The sequence below is a fragment of the Vibrio sp. ER1A genome (genome assembly GCF_000733315.1).
GTDB lineage: Bacteria > Pseudomonadota > Gammaproteobacteria > Enterobacterales > Vibrionaceae > Vibrio > Vibrio mediterranei.
Genome location: NZ_JPJA01000085.1, coordinates 338428 through 353941, shown reverse-complemented (window position 1 = coordinate 353941; position 15514 = coordinate 338428). Strand labels below are relative to the sequence as shown.

14 protein-coding genes are annotated in these 15514 nt (G+C 44.8%); 7 read left to right on the top strand and 7 right to left on the bottom strand.

The window, feature by feature from the left end:
• Window positions 1-51: 51 nt before the first annotated feature.
• Complete coding sequence (locus HW45_RS07765; RefSeq protein ID WP_038226076.1) at window positions 52-975, bottom strand: pyridoxal-phosphate dependent enzyme; 924 nt, start codon at window positions 973-975, stop codon at window positions 52-54.
• A gap of 449 nt (window positions 976-1424) precedes the next feature.
• Between HW45_RS07765 and arnB the strand changes: the two genes are divergently transcribed.
• From arnB to arnF, 7 genes are all read left to right on the top strand, one after another.
• Window positions 1425-2585, top strand: coding sequence for a UDP-4-amino-4-deoxy-L-arabinose aminotransferase (gene arnB, locus HW45_RS07760; RefSeq protein WP_006074389.1), 1161 nt, complete (start codon window positions 1425-1427; stop codon window positions 2583-2585).
• A 3-nt stretch (window positions 2586-2588) separates the two neighbouring features.
• Entirely contained in the window at window positions 2589-3587 is a 999-nt protein-coding gene (arnC, locus tag HW45_RS07755) for an undecaprenyl-phosphate 4-deoxy-4-formamido-L-arabinose transferase (protein WP_006074390.1), read from the top strand.
• Window positions 3588-3611: 24 nt separating this feature from the next.
• Entirely contained in the window at window positions 3612-5594 is a 1983-nt protein-coding gene (gene arnA / locus HW45_RS07750; RefSeq protein WP_038226007.1) for a bifunctional UDP-4-amino-4-deoxy-L-arabinose formyltransferase/UDP-glucuronic acid oxidase ArnA, read from the top strand.
• A complete protein-coding gene (arnD, locus tag HW45_RS07745; RefSeq protein WP_038226005.1) occupies window positions 5594-6508 on the top strand; it encodes a 4-deoxy-4-formamido-L-arabinose-phosphoundecaprenol deformylase in 915 nt (304 codons plus the stop codon). Before arnA ends, arnD begins: the two co-directional genes overlap by 1 nt.
• Before the next feature lie 89 nt (window positions 6509-6597).
• Window positions 6598-8250 (top strand): lipid IV(A) 4-amino-4-deoxy-L-arabinosyltransferase, encoded by a 1653-nt coding sequence (gene arnT, locus HW45_RS07740; protein WP_038226002.1) that lies wholly within the window; start codon window positions 6598-6600, stop codon window positions 8248-8250.
• Window positions 8250-8597: an EamA family transporter gene (locus tag HW45_RS07735; RefSeq protein WP_038225999.1), complete on the top strand. Its 348-nt coding sequence runs from the start codon at window positions 8250-8252 to the stop codon at window positions 8595-8597. Before arnT ends, HW45_RS07735 begins: the two co-directional genes overlap by 1 nt.
• Window positions 8597-9022, top strand: coding sequence for a 4-amino-4-deoxy-L-arabinose-phosphoundecaprenol flippase subunit ArnF (gene arnF / locus HW45_RS07730; protein WP_051867868.1), 426 nt, complete (start codon window positions 8597-8599; stop codon window positions 9020-9022). Before HW45_RS07735 ends, arnF begins: the two co-directional genes overlap by 1 nt.
• A gap of 26 nt (window positions 9023-9048) precedes the next feature.
• On the opposite strand, the gene HW45_RS07725 is transcribed toward arnF, so the two are convergent.
• The 6 genes from HW45_RS07725 to HW45_RS07700 form a co-directional block, all read right to left on the bottom strand.
• A complete protein-coding gene (locus tag HW45_RS07725) occupies window positions 9049-9684 on the bottom strand; it encodes a sugar transferase (protein WP_038225997.1) in 636 nt (211 codons plus the stop codon).
• A gap of 11 nt (window positions 9685-9695) precedes the next feature.
• Entirely contained in the window at window positions 9696-10883 is a 1188-nt protein-coding gene (locus HW45_RS07720) for a glycosyltransferase family 2 protein (protein ID WP_038225995.1), read from the bottom strand.
• 39 nt (window positions 10884-10922) lie between these two features.
• Entirely contained in the window at window positions 10923-12038 is a 1116-nt protein-coding gene (locus HW45_RS07715) for a glycosyltransferase (RefSeq protein WP_051867866.1), read from the bottom strand.
• Between the two features lie 132 nt (window positions 12039-12170).
• Entirely contained in the window at window positions 12171-13601 is a 1431-nt protein-coding gene (locus HW45_RS07710) for a GumC family protein (RefSeq protein ID WP_038225993.1), read from the bottom strand.
• The gene (locus HW45_RS07705; RefSeq protein WP_038225992.1) at window positions 13598-14719 is read right to left on the bottom strand and encodes a glycosyltransferase family 1 protein; all 1122 of its coding nucleotides are present in this window, start codon (window positions 14717-14719) and stop codon (window positions 13598-13600) included. The genes HW45_RS07710 and HW45_RS07705 overlap by 4 nt, the downstream gene beginning before the upstream one ends.
• Window positions 14720-14755: 36 nt before the next feature.
• Window positions 14756-15490, bottom strand: coding sequence for an acyltransferase (locus HW45_RS07700; protein ID WP_038225991.1), 735 nt, complete (start codon window positions 15488-15490; stop codon window positions 14756-14758).
• Window positions 15491-15514 lie beyond the last annotated feature (24 nt).

The following is a 15514-nucleotide window of genomic DNA, read 5'->3' as shown; positions in this document are numbered from 1 at the left end:
CGCGGGTGAATAGTTACTTTTTGTTTAATGTTGCACCGCATTGAGGCTGAGCTACCACTCATTTTTTGGTGCGTCGTATTTTCTGCGATAGCGAGGTAGCATGGTCTCATTACCCAGTATGCCACCTTGGTGAATGTACAATAGAGAAACATCTGGGTTATCACTTAACCAAGGTAGCAGGCAACGCCACATCATTGGGTCGTAAAGTAGGTCAAACTCTATATGGGTTTCAGCTTGCAGTAACCGCCAGATCTCATAGTCTTCTAAATACAGCTTGCCAAAGTGATGCTTGCTTTCGAGCTCAAGAATGGTCGGGTAATAAGAAAAGTTACCAAGCTCGTCAAACTGTTGTATTAAGTAATCTTTACCGCCCACACAAGGGCAAGTAAGAACTTCAATACCTTGGGGGGTGAGAACTTGTGCCAAGTACAGGGCTGTCGTACCAGTTCCTGAAGGTAGTGCCACTTTAATCTGCTTGTTTTTTTCAAACCTCGACCAACTTAGAATTTCCTCTGCTAACTGTACGATGCCTTGGCGGGCTGATTGAAAGCGTCCCCCCTCTGGTACGATATAGCTGTCAGTAGAATTAGCGAAGTAGGCTTGGATATAGGCATGCGGATGCGGTGCGTTTGGACCAAGTAGCTCCTTGAGGGAGACTATCTCAGCGCCAAGCTCTTTAGCTGCCCTATAGTTACCATTAGGGTTTTGGTCTAGCCAATCTGGTTTGTGGTCAACAAAGTACTTGAGCTTTATACCTTTTATTTTAGCCAGCGCAGCCAAAGAGGTTAAGGAGTTTGCTTGGGCGGAGCCCCAACCGATGAGTTGAGTAACGTTCGCTAAATCTGTCTCTAGCAATTCAGCAAATTTCCTCGCCTTATTGCCGTTGAAATGACTATGTAGCAAGTCATCTCGCTTCAAATGAAAATCGTGTCCTTGAAACTGATGTTGTGTCACAGGACTGTTATTGAGGTTCACGATCATACCTGACTCAAAAAAGTGGACGCTGATTCTACCTTCTCACAATGATAGACACAAACAGAGCACATACAAATGATTACATTGGCGAGCCATTAAATGTGGCAGAATAGCGCGTTTTCTTAGCTTAGCTTAGAAAGTGTGAAACAAGAGTTGGTTAAATTTACACAAAACTGACTTAGTGCCCTGAGTGCTATGCTGATTAGACAAATCGTAGGATTTTCACTGCTAGGCCAATAATATTTATCTATAAGTGGCGCTTTAGTAAATATTATTGTTAATTTGCCGATACACACATAGGTATGAACTATATTTGCGGTAAATATGTTCTAAAGGTCAATGTTTTGTATTGCTAAAACGCATCGACCCTTTTAATTCTTTGAACGCCCTAGTAAACTTTGGTGTCCTTCTTCGTGTCAGAGTACACGATTTAACTGTGAGTTTAAAAAATGAGCCAGCCTTTTCTCCCTTTATGTAGACCTGCTGTAGATGAGCAAGACATCCAAGCCGTGGTCGATGTCCTTCGTTCCGGGTGGATCACCACGGGTCCCAAAAACGCAGAGTTAGAAAATAAAGTGTCTGAACACACTGGTGCTCCACATGCCGTTGCTCTTAGTAGCGCGACTGCAGGTATGCATCTAGTATTGTTGGCTTTAGGTATCGGTCCTGGAGATGAAGTTATCACTCCATCACTTACTTGGGTTTCTACCGTCAATATGATTACGCTTGTTGGAGCAAAACCAGTATTCGTAGATGTTGATGCTGACACCTTGATGACGGATGCTGAGAAAATTGAATCACTGATCACTAGCAAGACGAAGCTTATCATCCCGGTGCATTATGCTGGGGCATCGCTTGACCTTGACCCTATTTACCAGTTAGGTGAGAAGCACAATATCCCTGTGATTGAGGATGCGGCTCATGCTTTAGGTACCGAGTACAAAGGCAAGCCAGTGGGCAATCGTGGTACATGCCTATTCTCTACTCACGCAATCAAAAACGTGACGACGGCAGAAGGTGGTGTACTTACCACGCATGATGCTGAATTAGCTGACAAAGTGCGTCGTTTAAAATTCCATGGTCTGGGCGTTGATGCTTTTGATCGTGAAACTCAAGGACGAGCGCCTCAAGCAGAAGTCGTGGAGCCTGGCTTCAAATACAATATGCCTGATATCTGTGCAGTGTTAGCGCTTGGACAAATGGATCGAATTGCGGAAATCACCGAAAAACGTACGCAGTTAGCGCTGTCTTATCGCAGTCAGTTGGCGTCTATCAAAGGTGTGACGCCACTAGGTTTGGCTTCTCATGAGCACAAACACTGTTGGCACCTAATGATCGTTAGAGTGGATCCTGCTGTTGCAGGCCTTACGCGCGACGACCTAATTGCCGCACTAAAAGAAAAAGGTATCGGAGCAGGTATTCACTTTAAAGCCTGTCATACTCAAAAATATTACCGCGAAAACTACGCGGAATTGTTCGGGGCGATTAACCCTGATTTACAGAATACAGAACGTAACAGTAATCAAATCTGCTCACTACCGCTGTTTCCTGATATGACTCAGGATGATGTCGAGCGTGTAGTTAGCGCCGTTTCAGAAATAATTGGGTAAACCATGAAACACAATCAAGCAATCAACTTTGTCTCTATCGTTATTCCGGTATACAACGAAGAAAACTGTCTACAAGAACTCATTGACCGTACGACCAAGGCGAGTGATAGCCTAGGTAAAGATTACGAGCTCATTCTTGTGGACGATGGAAGTCGTGATCGCAGCGCGGAAATCATTGAAGAAGCATCAGCGAAAGAAGGGAGCCATGTTGTTGGCGTTATCTTGAATCGTAACTATGGCCAACATAACGCTATTATGGCTGGCTTTGAGCAAGTACGTGGCGATTTGATCATCACGCTTGATGCAGACCTTCAGAATCCACCAGAAGAAATACCTAACCTTGTAGCGAAAGCTGAAGAAGGGTTTGATTCTGTGGGGACAGTTCGTAAGAACCGTCAAGACAGCGCACTTCGTCGTTACCCATCGAAGCTTATCAATAAGCTAGTGAAACGTTCGACTGGCGTCGAGATGAACGATTACGGTTGTATGCTTCGTGCGTACCGTCGACATGTTGTTGACGCAATGCTTGAGTGTCACGAGCGCAGCACGTTTATTCCTGTGCTAGCGAATGGCTTCTCTCGCCATACCACTGAGATCGATGTGCACCATGATGAGCGTGCTGATGGTGAGTCGAAATATAGCTTTATGAAGCTTATTAGCCTAATGTTTGACTTGATTACCAGTATGACAACAGCGCCATTACGCCTGTTGAGCATTGTTGGTGGTGGTATCGCTGCGGCAGGTATCGCGTTTGGCGTCATCCTTATGTTGATGCGCATTATGTTTGGTTCTGAGTGGGCAGGTGATGGCCTGTTTACTTTGTTTGCTATCCTATTTGTATTTGTTGGTGCACAGTTTGTGGGTCTAGGCTTACTTGGTGAGTACATTGGTCGTATTTACTCTGATGTAAGAGCGCGCCCACGTTTTTATGTGCAAGATGTTTTAGTCGGTGAAGCCACTAAAAATGCACGTGAAAGCGACGAATTAAAAAATAAAGAATAAGATTTGTATTTAGAGGAATATTCCATGAAAGTAGTAGTGTTTGCCTACCACAATATCGGTTGTACTGGTATTCGTAGCTTGCTAGACGCGGGTGTAGAAATCGAAGCAGTATTTACTCATGTTGATGACAGCAACGAGAACGTGTTTTTTGACTCTGTAGCGAAACTTGCAGCAAAGAACGGTATTCCAGTTTACGCACCTGAAGACGTGAACCACCCACTATGGGTTGAGAAAATCCGTGCGATGAAGCCAGATGCACTGTTCTCTTTCTACTATCGCAATATGATCAGCCAAGAAGTGCTAGATATCGCTCCTAAAGGTGGTTTCAACCTACATGGTTCTTTGCTTCCAACATACCGCGGTCGTGCACCAATCAACTGGGCATTAGTCAACGGCGAAACTGAAACTGGTGTAACGCTGCACCAAATGGTTCAGAAAGCGGATGCTGGCGATATCGTTGGTCAAGAAAAAATTGCTATCACTGATGCTGATACGGCAGAAACGCTTCATAAGCGTATGAACACCGCATCTAGCGATCTACTGAGCAAAGTGCTTCCAACTATCGTAGATGGTTCATTCAAAACAGCGGCTCAGGATGAAAGCAAAGCGACTTACTTTGGCCGTCGTACTCCTGCTGACGGTGAGATTAAATGGTCTAACGATTCTCTTACCGTATTTAACCTAGTTCGCGCGGTAACAGAACCGTTCCCAGGCGCATTCACTTTCCTTGGTGAGCGTAAGCTGACTATTTGGAGCGCGGAAGCAAGCGACAAAACATTTGATGTAACTCCTGGTACTATCGTTTCTACTACACCACTAACGATCGCTTGTGCTCAAGGTTCACTGATTGTTAAATCTGGCGAAGCAGAAAACGGTCTATATCTAGGTGGTGAGCAGCTAGCTGCAGAGCTTCATCTTGTAGAAGGTATGCGTTTTGGTCCACAGGCAAGTGCTCTAATTAACGCTAAGAAGCGTCAAAAAGTACTTATCCTAGGTGCAAACGGCTTTATCGGTACTCATCTAACTAAGCGTCTTCTAGACGACGGTGGTTACGAAGTTTATGCAATGGACATGAACTCGAACCAAATCGAAGAGCACCTCAGCCACCCTGATTTCCATTTCGTAGAAGGTGATATCACCATCCACAACGAGTGGATCGAATACCACGTTAAGAAGTGTGACATCATTCTTCCACTAGTTGCTATTGCAACACCGATTGAATACACGCGTAACCCACTTCGCGTATTCGAACTCGACTTCGAAGAGAACCTGAAGATTGTTCGTGCGTGTGTGAAATACAACAAACGCATCATCTTCCCATCGACTTCTGAAGTTTACGGTATGTCGACGGATCCTGAGTTCAACGAAGATACTTCACCACTGATCGTTGGCCCTATTAACCGTCAGCGCTGGATCTACTCAGTATCTAAACAGCTACTTGACCGTGTTATCTGGGCTTATGGTAAGAAAGATGGACTTAAGTTTACTCTATTCCGTCCGTTCAACTGGATGGGTCCACGTCTAGATAGCTTGAACTCTGCACGTATTGGTTCTAGCCGTGCGATCACTCAGCTTATCCTAAACCTAGTTGAAGGTACGCCAATCAAACTGATTGACGGTGGTGAGCAGAAGCGTTGTTTCACTGACATCTCTGAAGCGATTGAAGCGCTATTCCGCATCATCGAGAACAAAGAAGGTCTGTGTGACGGTCAAATCATCAACATCGGTGCACCAGAAAACGAAGCGAGCATCAAAGAGCTTGCTGAGACGCTAGTTGAAAAGTTTGAGAACCATCCATTACGTGATCAGTTCCCTCCATTTGCTGGCTACAACCTAGTAGAAAGCAAAGCGTTCTACGGTGACGGCTACCAAGACGTTCAACACCGTAAACCAAGCATCGCAAATGCGAAGAAACTGCTTGATTGGGAACCAACAGTTCACATGAACGATACAATTGAAGAGACACTAGATTTCTTCCTTAAAGGTGCAGTAGCAGAAGAGAAGTAATGGAACAGAATGAAGTCACTAAAGTCGGTCTTCGTATCGATGTAGACACTTTTAGAGGCACCAAGCTTGGTGTACCTAAGCTACTCGAAATTTTCGAGAAGCACGGAGTGAAGGCTTCATTCTTCTTTACTGTTGGACCTGATAACATGGGGCGCCATATATGGCGCCTTTTGCGTCCTGCATTTCTGAAGAAGATGCTTCGCTCTAAGGCCGCTAGTCTCTACGGTTACGATATTTTAATTCGTGGCACTATCTGGCCAGGCCCTGTGATTGGTAAAAAACTTCGTCCAATTATTGAGGCGGCTGATAAAGCTGGTCATGAAATCGGTTTGCATGCTTGGGATCACCACAAGTGGCAGATGAAAACCGATACCATGTCACCTGAAGAGTTGCGTAGTGAGATTTCCAAAGGCTATAACATGCTGAAGGATATTACTGGTAGAGATCTGCCGTGTAGTGCGGTAGCTGGTTGGCGCTGTACTGATCAAACACTTGTTGAGAAAGATGCCTTCCCATTTAAGTACAATAGTGATTGCCGTGGCGATTCTATTTTCTCTCCAGGCGAAGGAATGGCACCCCAAATCCCAGTGACCCTGCCTACCTATGACGAGCTTGTCGGGCAAGATGGTGTCGACAACAGCAACTACAATGATGCTATTCTTAAGCTTATCAAACGCGATGGTTTGAATGTTTATACAATCCACGCGGAAGTAGAAGGTATTGTTTGTGCTGAAATGTTTGAAGATTTGATTGTCAGAGCCAAGCAACAGAATATAGAATTCGTACCCATGATAGATCTGCTTGAAGGGGCAGAATCGCCACTTCCAAGTGATGCAATAAAAAACATCGAAATGGAAGGGCGAGAAGGGTGGCTAACACACCAGGCGTCATTTGTTGAACGCATGGGACTGTAGTTGCTTTTATGCCTTAAATGCTACGGCATGTAGATTTGAAACTAGTATAAGCCCATGATGTCATGGGCTTTTATTCAATTGGATGAAGAATGCAACAATCACGAATTAACTGGGCGGTTTGGATACCGCTTTTCTTTATTGCGTTATACATACTACCGCTTGATCTGCGCCCACTGTGGTCACCAGATGAGTTACGTTACGGTGAGATCTCTCGCGAGATGGTGGCTTCCGGTAACTGGATAGTTCCCACTTTTAACGACCTACGTTATTTCGAAAAGCCGATCATGGGTTATTGGTTTAACGCCATTGCACAAGTTATTTTTGGTGATACCAATTTTGCTGTGAGAATTGCCTCGGCACTCGCTATGTTTGGTTCTGCACTATTTTTAGTTTCTCTCGTTGGCAGAATGACAGATCGCCGTCAAGGTTGGCTAACCGCAGGTGTGTTTCTTAGCATGTTTATGGTGGCAGCAATCGGTACTTACAGTGTACTTGATGGCATGTTGGCATTCTGGCTTACTGCTTGTTATGCCGCTTTCTATTTTGCAACGGAAGCGACCTCTACCAAGCAACGTTGGCTGCATTACGGTCTCGCGGGCTTCTTTTGTGGTTGTGCAGTATTAACTAAAGGCTTTTTGGCACTTGCCTTACCAGTTATCGTTGTCGTGCCTTACATGATCATGCAAAAGCAGTTCCTAGAGATATTAAGATGGGGCTGGTGGGTAATGTTTGTTGCGTTAATCACTTGTTTGCCATGGTCTCTAGCTATACATGCAGCTGAACCAGATTACTGGAATTACTTCTTCTGGGAAGAGCATATCCATCGTTTCTCTGCTGAAGATGCACAGCATGCTGCGCCGATTTGGTATTATGTACCGTTCCTATTCTTAGGAACTTTACCTTGGGTATTTTGGGCCCCGTCTGCTCTTGTTCAGTTGAAGGGTGAGTTTTCAAAGCCACTTATTCGCTACTCTATTCTCTGGGCGGTAATGCCATTTTTGTTGTTTTCCTATGCAAGTGGAAAACTGGCAACGTATATTTTACCTTGCATGGCTCCTATCGCGATTCTATTGACCCATGGCATTATCAAAGCTTATAACAGCAAAGCGAAAGGCCTAACAATAGGTTCGATCATTAATGGCTTATTCTTTGCGACGGTTGCTATTACATTAATGGTGATGTTCTTTATGGGCAAGCTACCTTTGGATGAGTCTGAATCTTATCGTCCTTGGATAGCGTTGTTCATACTAGGATTTTGGGCTACCTGTGCTTTCTATGCAGCGAAAGCCAAAGCGTTCGAACACAAGTTTGCAGCGTATATGGTATCGCCTTTGGCTCTTTTCGCGCTGTTCTCTACCGTTGTTCCAAACACGACGATTGACTCAAAAATGCCAGCGCGTTTCATGGAGCAGCTAGCACCAAAAGTCACCGATGATATGGTTCTTATCGCTGACTACCCGGATACGATGTCAGCATTAAACTGGTACTTGAAGCGCAGCGATGTTTATCTTACCAAGGCAATGGGCGAAGTGGATTATGGTCTGAAATATGATGACTCGAAGCATCGCTACATTGAGTGGAATCAGCTAGATGACTTTATCAAAGAAAAACAGTTAACGGGTCCAGTGTTGCTGCATTTTAGAGACCTACCACCGTTGCCAGAAGGTTTTCCTAAGCCAGATGATCACGTTGATCGTGGCCGTTATCATGCGCTGATCTTTAATCAAAAAGATGCCCAGTAATGACAGTACTGCTGTTTGCACTCTCAGTTGTAGCAAGCTCGCTTAGTCAATATTGGCAAAAGCGAGCCGCTATGTATTTTGAAGAAAATCCACAGCTGTCCGCAGTAGGGAAGTTATTGAGCTTTCCTATGATCCTTGGAATTGTCTTCTTGGGGACGAGCGCCCTAACTTGGTTGGGTGTACTGAGTCAGTGGGATGTATCAGTTGCTTATCCGTTACTAAGCGTTAACTTCGTTATCATGTTATTGGTTTCTAAATTTGCCTTTGGCGAAGTCATTCTGCCCAAGCAATGGCTTGGTGTAATGTGCATAATGATCGGCGTTGGCATTCTTGGAGGAGCTGGTTAATGGTAGCGAAAGATCTTAAAGCCGGCTTGCCAATTGCACTTGTGAGCGTTCTGCTCATATCTACTGCTCAGCTCTCTATGAAATGGGGAATGGGAGGGCTTGCATCGCAATGGGACAGCATTGTAGCTCTATTTGAGCAAGCTCAACTGGCCGAGCTGCTATTGCATGTGTGGCCAGCTTTAATTGGTGTTGGCATCGGCCTAGGTTGCTATGCACTGTCTATGGCGTGCTGGGTAATGGCTTTAAAGCACTTGCCACTAGGGGTCGCGTATCCTTTGCTCAGCTTGAGCTATGTAATTGTCTACTTGCTAGCAGTTACTTTGCCTTGGCTCAATGAGTCATTTAGTTGGGTGAAATTGTCTGGGATCGGTTTTATCCTCCTAGGGCTGACCTTTATCTTTACCGCGAAAAAGTCCAGCCATTAGGCTGGACTTTTCTTTGTGCCTCAGATTTATCTGCCGCGTCCATCAACCATGATCTTTAGAGTTTTAAACACAATATGAATGTCAGTGGATAGCCAAGTTTTAAATGACGACAGTGATAAGGCGTAACTGTGGTCGTAACCAACCTTACTTCTCACATCTTCAATACATGTATCATAACCTTGATTAACTTGTGCTAGTCCTGTGATACCGGGTAGTACGTCGTAAGTACGCTCTACAAAGAAGGGAATGTCATTCTCAAGCTTGTTATAGAAGTCAGGGCGTTCTGGTCTCGGCCCTATGAGTGACATGTCTCCTTTGAGTACATTAATAAACTGCGGGAGCTCATCGAGTCGAGTTTTGCGAAGAAAGCGGCCTACCGGTGTGATTCGCGGGTCGTCTTCTGTTGCCCATGTAGCACCTGAATGTGATTCGGCATCTACATACATGGATCGATACTTAAGTACATGAATGAGGTCCATTCTTTCAGGAGTCCATTTCCCGACTCTGAGCTGCTTATAAAATATGGGTCCTCTCGAGGTAAACTTAATCGCTAGCGCCACAGGTACAAAAGTGATTGCCAGTATGATCATGCCAACGCTAGCACCTACGATATCGAAAATTCGCTTTGAGAAGTGTATTGAGCGTCTCTCATAGTAAGTCATAATTCCCCCTCCTAGCGCGCGAGACGCTGCCATTTTCCATTTTCAAGTCCAAATAAGTAACGAAGCCCACCAATCAAGTTAGCAGTGTGACCAACGATTAAATATGTAATTAAACGAATGAGTCGCAGCTTTTGAAGTTGTGGGAAGTAGCTGGCTATCGCGGCGATAACGTAAACGGCTACCTGCGAACAAAGCAGTACCAAGAAGATAGTGTTTGTCTGCGCCAACCAAAGTGAAGAAAACAAGCATGCAATCATTAAGTATGGTGTAAATAGGCGCAGTCCTTTGCCGGAAAAAAAGGTGAATGCAGTTCTTCCATATTGCGGTGAAAATAGATCAAACAACATGATGACCTGCTGCATGTTTCCGGCTGAGATTCGTAATCGTCGTTGAAAGTCTTGTACTGATTCAGTAGGTTCTTGCTCGATGGCATTCATATTAGGTGCGTAGGCGGCTTGATAGTGTTGGCGAACAATCCTCATCGGAATGATGAAATCATCGTTGATTGTATTGTCCGGTAACAATTCAAATAGCGGTGTTCGAATGAAATACAGTGCCCCATGTGCACCAATAGTAGACCCCATAGTGGACTCACGATATTTGATGTTGTTTTGATATTGCCAGTAGTCTGACTCACCGGTTTGGCTAGCATGGAGCAGCTGATAGGTTGAGTTTACGACACCGATGTTCTGGTCTTTGAAAAATTCACTGGCGATTAGGAGGGCATCAACGGAAATAATGGCTGAAACATCTGAAATGCAAGTGATATCACTGTCGATTATCGGAATGTATTGGTTAAGGATGGCTACTTTCCCAATATTATCTTGCTGGTTGATAATTTCAAAATGGGTATCCGCGCATATGGCCTCTTGTATTGTTGACTCCGCAAAGTGAAGAGTGTTGTCCTCACTGCCATCATCAATAATCAAGATTTTTAGCTTATCTTTTGGATAGTCTAACGATGCGCAATTTCTGATTTTATCCGCTATCCACTGCTCCTCATTATAGGCGGGAATGATAATGGTAACCTTAGGTAGTGCACGATCTCTGCGGACGCTACGATAGCCTCTTGGTATGGCACCACTTGCGACTATTGGATGTTGGTTAGCCCACCAACGGAGAATCACAGGATATCCAGCATGGTGATACACTATGAAAAATGCGCTTAGAATGAATACTCCAATCATTACAACTTCCATACTATGTCCTTTCTATAATTAATCTCGACTAGCCAATTGTTAAGCCTTGAACACTAGATTTCGGTAGGCTTCACTCATTGAACGTACATCATTATTCTCGACAACAAAGTCTCGTGGACAGAATAGGTGACGTGTCTTCAACGCGTTCTCTAGAGCTTGCACTAGAGAAAATACTCGATTTGATTTCGTTGTCACACCAGATAATGGGCAGAGAGTTTCCTTTGCTGCACCAACATCCGTAACCACTACTGGAATGTTGCACGCCTGTGCTTCAAGTGGCGAAAGTGGAAACCCCTCACACACAGAGGGAAGACAGAACAGGTCAAGCGATTGGTAAAATGAAGGCATATCGTTTACTAATCCAAGGAAGTGGACCCTGTCCTCCACTTTCAACGCTTTGGCAAGGTCTTTGAGCTCTTGCTCAAGGGAACCAATACCAGCAATAGCGAGGTGGATATCGTTGGAAAGTCGTGCAACGGCCTTGATCAAAGTCGCCTGTGCTTTGACAGGTTCTAAGCGACCAGCAGTACCAATAAGGATAACCTTGGAGGGTAAATCAAGTATACGCCTTGCTCCTGCCTGATTTGCAGGTACGAATCGGTTACAATCCACTCCATTTTTAATCACCTTCGGCGTGGTGTACGGAAAAAGCTGAGAAAGCTGCTGCTGAACCTTTTGAGCATCAGCGACTAAGATAGGGTTAACCAATTTGAGTGCGAGGTTTTCTACTTTTTGCCGTTTTGTATCGGTTAAGTGCCACATATCATGCTCGGTATGGATTCGTGCTGGGACTCGACTGAGTCTGGCGGCAATACCACCATAGATAAGAGGTCCAATATGATGAGTGTGGACAACTTGGGGCTTGAGTACCTTAAGGAGTCGATACATCACTCGAAGCAGAGTAATTTGGGAACCTGGCTTTTTGCCAAGAAAGAACAGGTGTGAACGATATTTGATAAGTTGTGGCCAGTGTTTGATGGCTTGTTCAAGTTCCCCTTCCAAACTGATGATAAATACTCTCTCATCTTTTTTCGCCTGTTTAAGCAGCTCAAGAACCATGGTTTCAAGTCCTCCGGGAGCTAGGTGTTGAACAACGTGTACGACCTTGTATGTGGGACCAGAGTTGTGTTTTGGGATAAGGGGTGAGCTTGCCATAATTTGCTCCTTGCATAGGCGTTGCATTGTTAATCTAACATTGCACAGGTTGTGCCAAATTTATAAGTAAGTAAAAACATATAGTTAAGCTCAAAACATATGGCTTTCCCGATATGAAATTCATTCTGAATATCATTCGGCGGCAATCTTAGGAATAGCAGTGATCAAAGGCACACCGGATATTTGAGTGAGTTGATCCCTACGGCGTATAGTTGTGTCAAAGAGCTCAAGAATAATTGCCATACCTATGCCCAGAGCAAGTCCAGCTATAACACCAACAGCCGCAAATACGGTTGGCGTGAAATTTGTTGGTGAACTAGGTGTATAAGGGAGATCGATGATTTTGACTCGTTTATTTTGCTCAAACACACCTAACGAACCAGTCAATTGTGCCATTTCATAACGTTCCACTAGTTCATCGTAGAGTTGTCTTTTTAGACTGACATCGCGTTGTAGCTTCAATAATTGTTTGGCATTACTACCGTAACTTTGAGCGTTGACGGTGAGCTCATCAATCATAGACTGCAAGCTATTAGTCTCTTGCTTGAGAGATTCGTACCGACCTCGAACAAGCTGTAGACTATGGAGCTGGGTAATTAGAAGCGGCTGAATATCACCTACATCGCTCACTGAAGTCACGCTGGCAATATCCCACAGTTGGTCACTGTTGAGTTCGGGTTGCTCAGACTGAAGTAATTGGTTGCGCTCTTTCTCTAACCTACTAAGTTCTCTGAGCTTGGCCTGCACGGCACTGTGTGTATCAGTGTATTTTGCTTTGAGTAAGGTTAACGCGCTTCGAGTTTCAATGATCTGTTCCTCCAGTTTGCCGACTATTGGGTTGGTTTTAGAGAGTTGCTGATCAAGCGAGCCTAAGCTTTGCTCTACGCCAGACAGCTCTGCTTGTTTTTCTGCCAAAGTTTGTTTGAGGGAGGCGAGCCGGCTCAGGTTCTCATTTTGCATTTCAGGCGTCGCTGAAGAGTGTTGATTGTAGTAATCGGCTAACGATTGTTCGGCGTTTTCTAGTTCTTGTTTGCGTTTCTTAATATGGATAGTCAGAAATTCACTGGAATCTCTGATCGATGAGCGCTCAGGTGCCAAAAGTTCTTCCACAAAATGAACACTTACCGATTCTAGCAGCGCCTTCATCCCCTCTGGTGAGGATGAGGAGTGTTCGATTTTTATGAAGTCTTTACCCAATTGAGTGACGGTTAGGTTGGCAGAAAGCTCAGCGATTATTTGATCTTTTTGAGATGCGGTCATTGAGTCATTAATAAGGTTTAGGTCACTCGCAACTGACAGTAGCACGTGGCGGCTGTTGAGGAGAGTTTTGAGCGCTGATAGACGATCTTTGAGCATGGTCGAGACGGCAATGTCTTCAAGAAACGGATTCATTTTGGCGGTTTCTTGAATCAGCATGCTGGTGTGCGATTTATATTTCAGAGGAGTCAAGACGCCAATAGCGTAAGCGATAAACGGCATGATCAAGATAGGCATTGCAATCGCATAACGACGCCTCCAGGCTGCCGTTAAAATAGCTAAAAGCCTCAGCTTTAGCTCACTCATAAGGCCTCCAAATAGCGCTCTAGCACTTGAGTTCTTTGTTCCCAGCTCTCGCTGTCGACTAGACCTTCAGGAAGCTTAGTCGATTGCTTTGCCGCTGACTCAAGCGCTTTAATCATTTCATCAGCATTTTGAATCACGATGACGTGTTCACGGTATGGCTCAAGTGCTGGGAATTCAGTAGTAATAACCAGTCTCCTTGCGGCTAAATACTCTTTCAGCTTAAGAGGGTTGCACGCACTAATTTGTGCGTTTAAGACGAATGGCAGCAAACTGACGGTCCAGTGCTGGCTGTAACTTGCCAGTTGCGCATGAGGCTTAGGTCCCAGATAAAAGACGTTGTCGGCCTGTACAATTGGCAACTGTTCTAGTTCTAGTGGACCAATAAATACGAAATCCCAATGCGGCATGGCACTTATCACCTGATTAAGGAGCTCATAATCGAGCCAATTAGAAAGACTGCCATAGAAGCCAGCAATTGGACGTCCTCTGTTTGGTAAGTCATTGGCACGCTTGGTAGGCTGGGAGAAGCGCTGACAATCCACACCATGAGTGAGCAAGCGAGTTTTCCTTTCTGGAAATTTTCTCAGAAGCTTTTCGCTTGCCGTAATGACCATATCAGCCTCTTGAACCAGATGACGTTCATGCTGCAATACCGTGTCATGATCAACACCTGCGAGTGCTCCAAAATCGTCACCGCAGTAGTAAACAATAGGTAGATTACCTAAACGTTGGCAGACGTCAGCAGCAGTGGGTAATGAACTCCAAATAATGGGATTTTTTAGTTTTAGTTTTTGGATAATGGGAACCAATTGTGACTTCATCAAGGTTGCTGCTAGCTTTCTAGACCACTTTGATCGAGGTGCTGGAATCGTCATTAGGTTTACAATAGTGATAGTCTCCGGCACTGGCTCGGACTCGAGTTTCAGCTGTTTGGACTTGTCACGTCGAAGTAGCTTATTTAACGCACGGGCTGCATCATGTTTAGTGAACTTGGGTTGACGTAAACCAATGGAATTTACCCATAGTACTTTCCGTTGGCTGGCAAGGCGCTTGACGAGATGCTGAGTACTAGAAGGCAGAGCACCATAGTCTTCTCCAAATACAATCAAATCTCTCATAACACAATCCTTGTTATTCAGTACGATCACTTAACGCTACAGCGTCTGATCAATATGCTTGACGACTTTCGCAGGACATCCAGCTGCGATAACGTTGGCGGGTAAATCGTGAGTCACGACGCTACCTGCTGCGACGATAGTTCCCTGTCCAATTGTCACCCCCGTTTGCACGGTTACTCCTGTCGCTAGCCAAACGTCTTGCTCTAGGACAATGCTTCCAATACGATGATCTTCATCGGGTGCGCCTTCTGCTCTTTGGCGTGCATTGAGCGGATGTCCTGAATAACCAAACAATTGACAACGTCCCGCGATTCTCACGTTGTCTTGAATTTCTACTTTTTCGGCAACGGCGATAGTGACCTGCCAGCCGATATCAACATTGTTACCGACGATGAGTTCTGGTTGTATTGCAGGGTTAGGGTGAGGCGTGGTACGAGCGCTAAAGGTGGTGTGTCCTGAGACTCGGCAGTCATTGCCTAAAGCAATTTTCAGGGGACCAGTGACAAGTGGCAATCCACTGTAAAGATAGAGTGAGTGACCACATGTTGATACGCGACCTTTAAACGCAGGCGTGTATACAAACAGTCGAGATAGTGATTCGACTCCATTTCGCAGAATAGTTAATAACGCATAAAGCGCTTTGTTATAGAACGATGGCGTGGGAATGCCTGTCGAACGGGCTCGTTTCAAAATGACAAAAAGGTTTCTCATTTTGGGATTTGGATGACACCGAAGCCAATTTTTGAAATCGAATGACGAAGTAGTATTCATTTTGACATTCCCTCTCATTAGTCT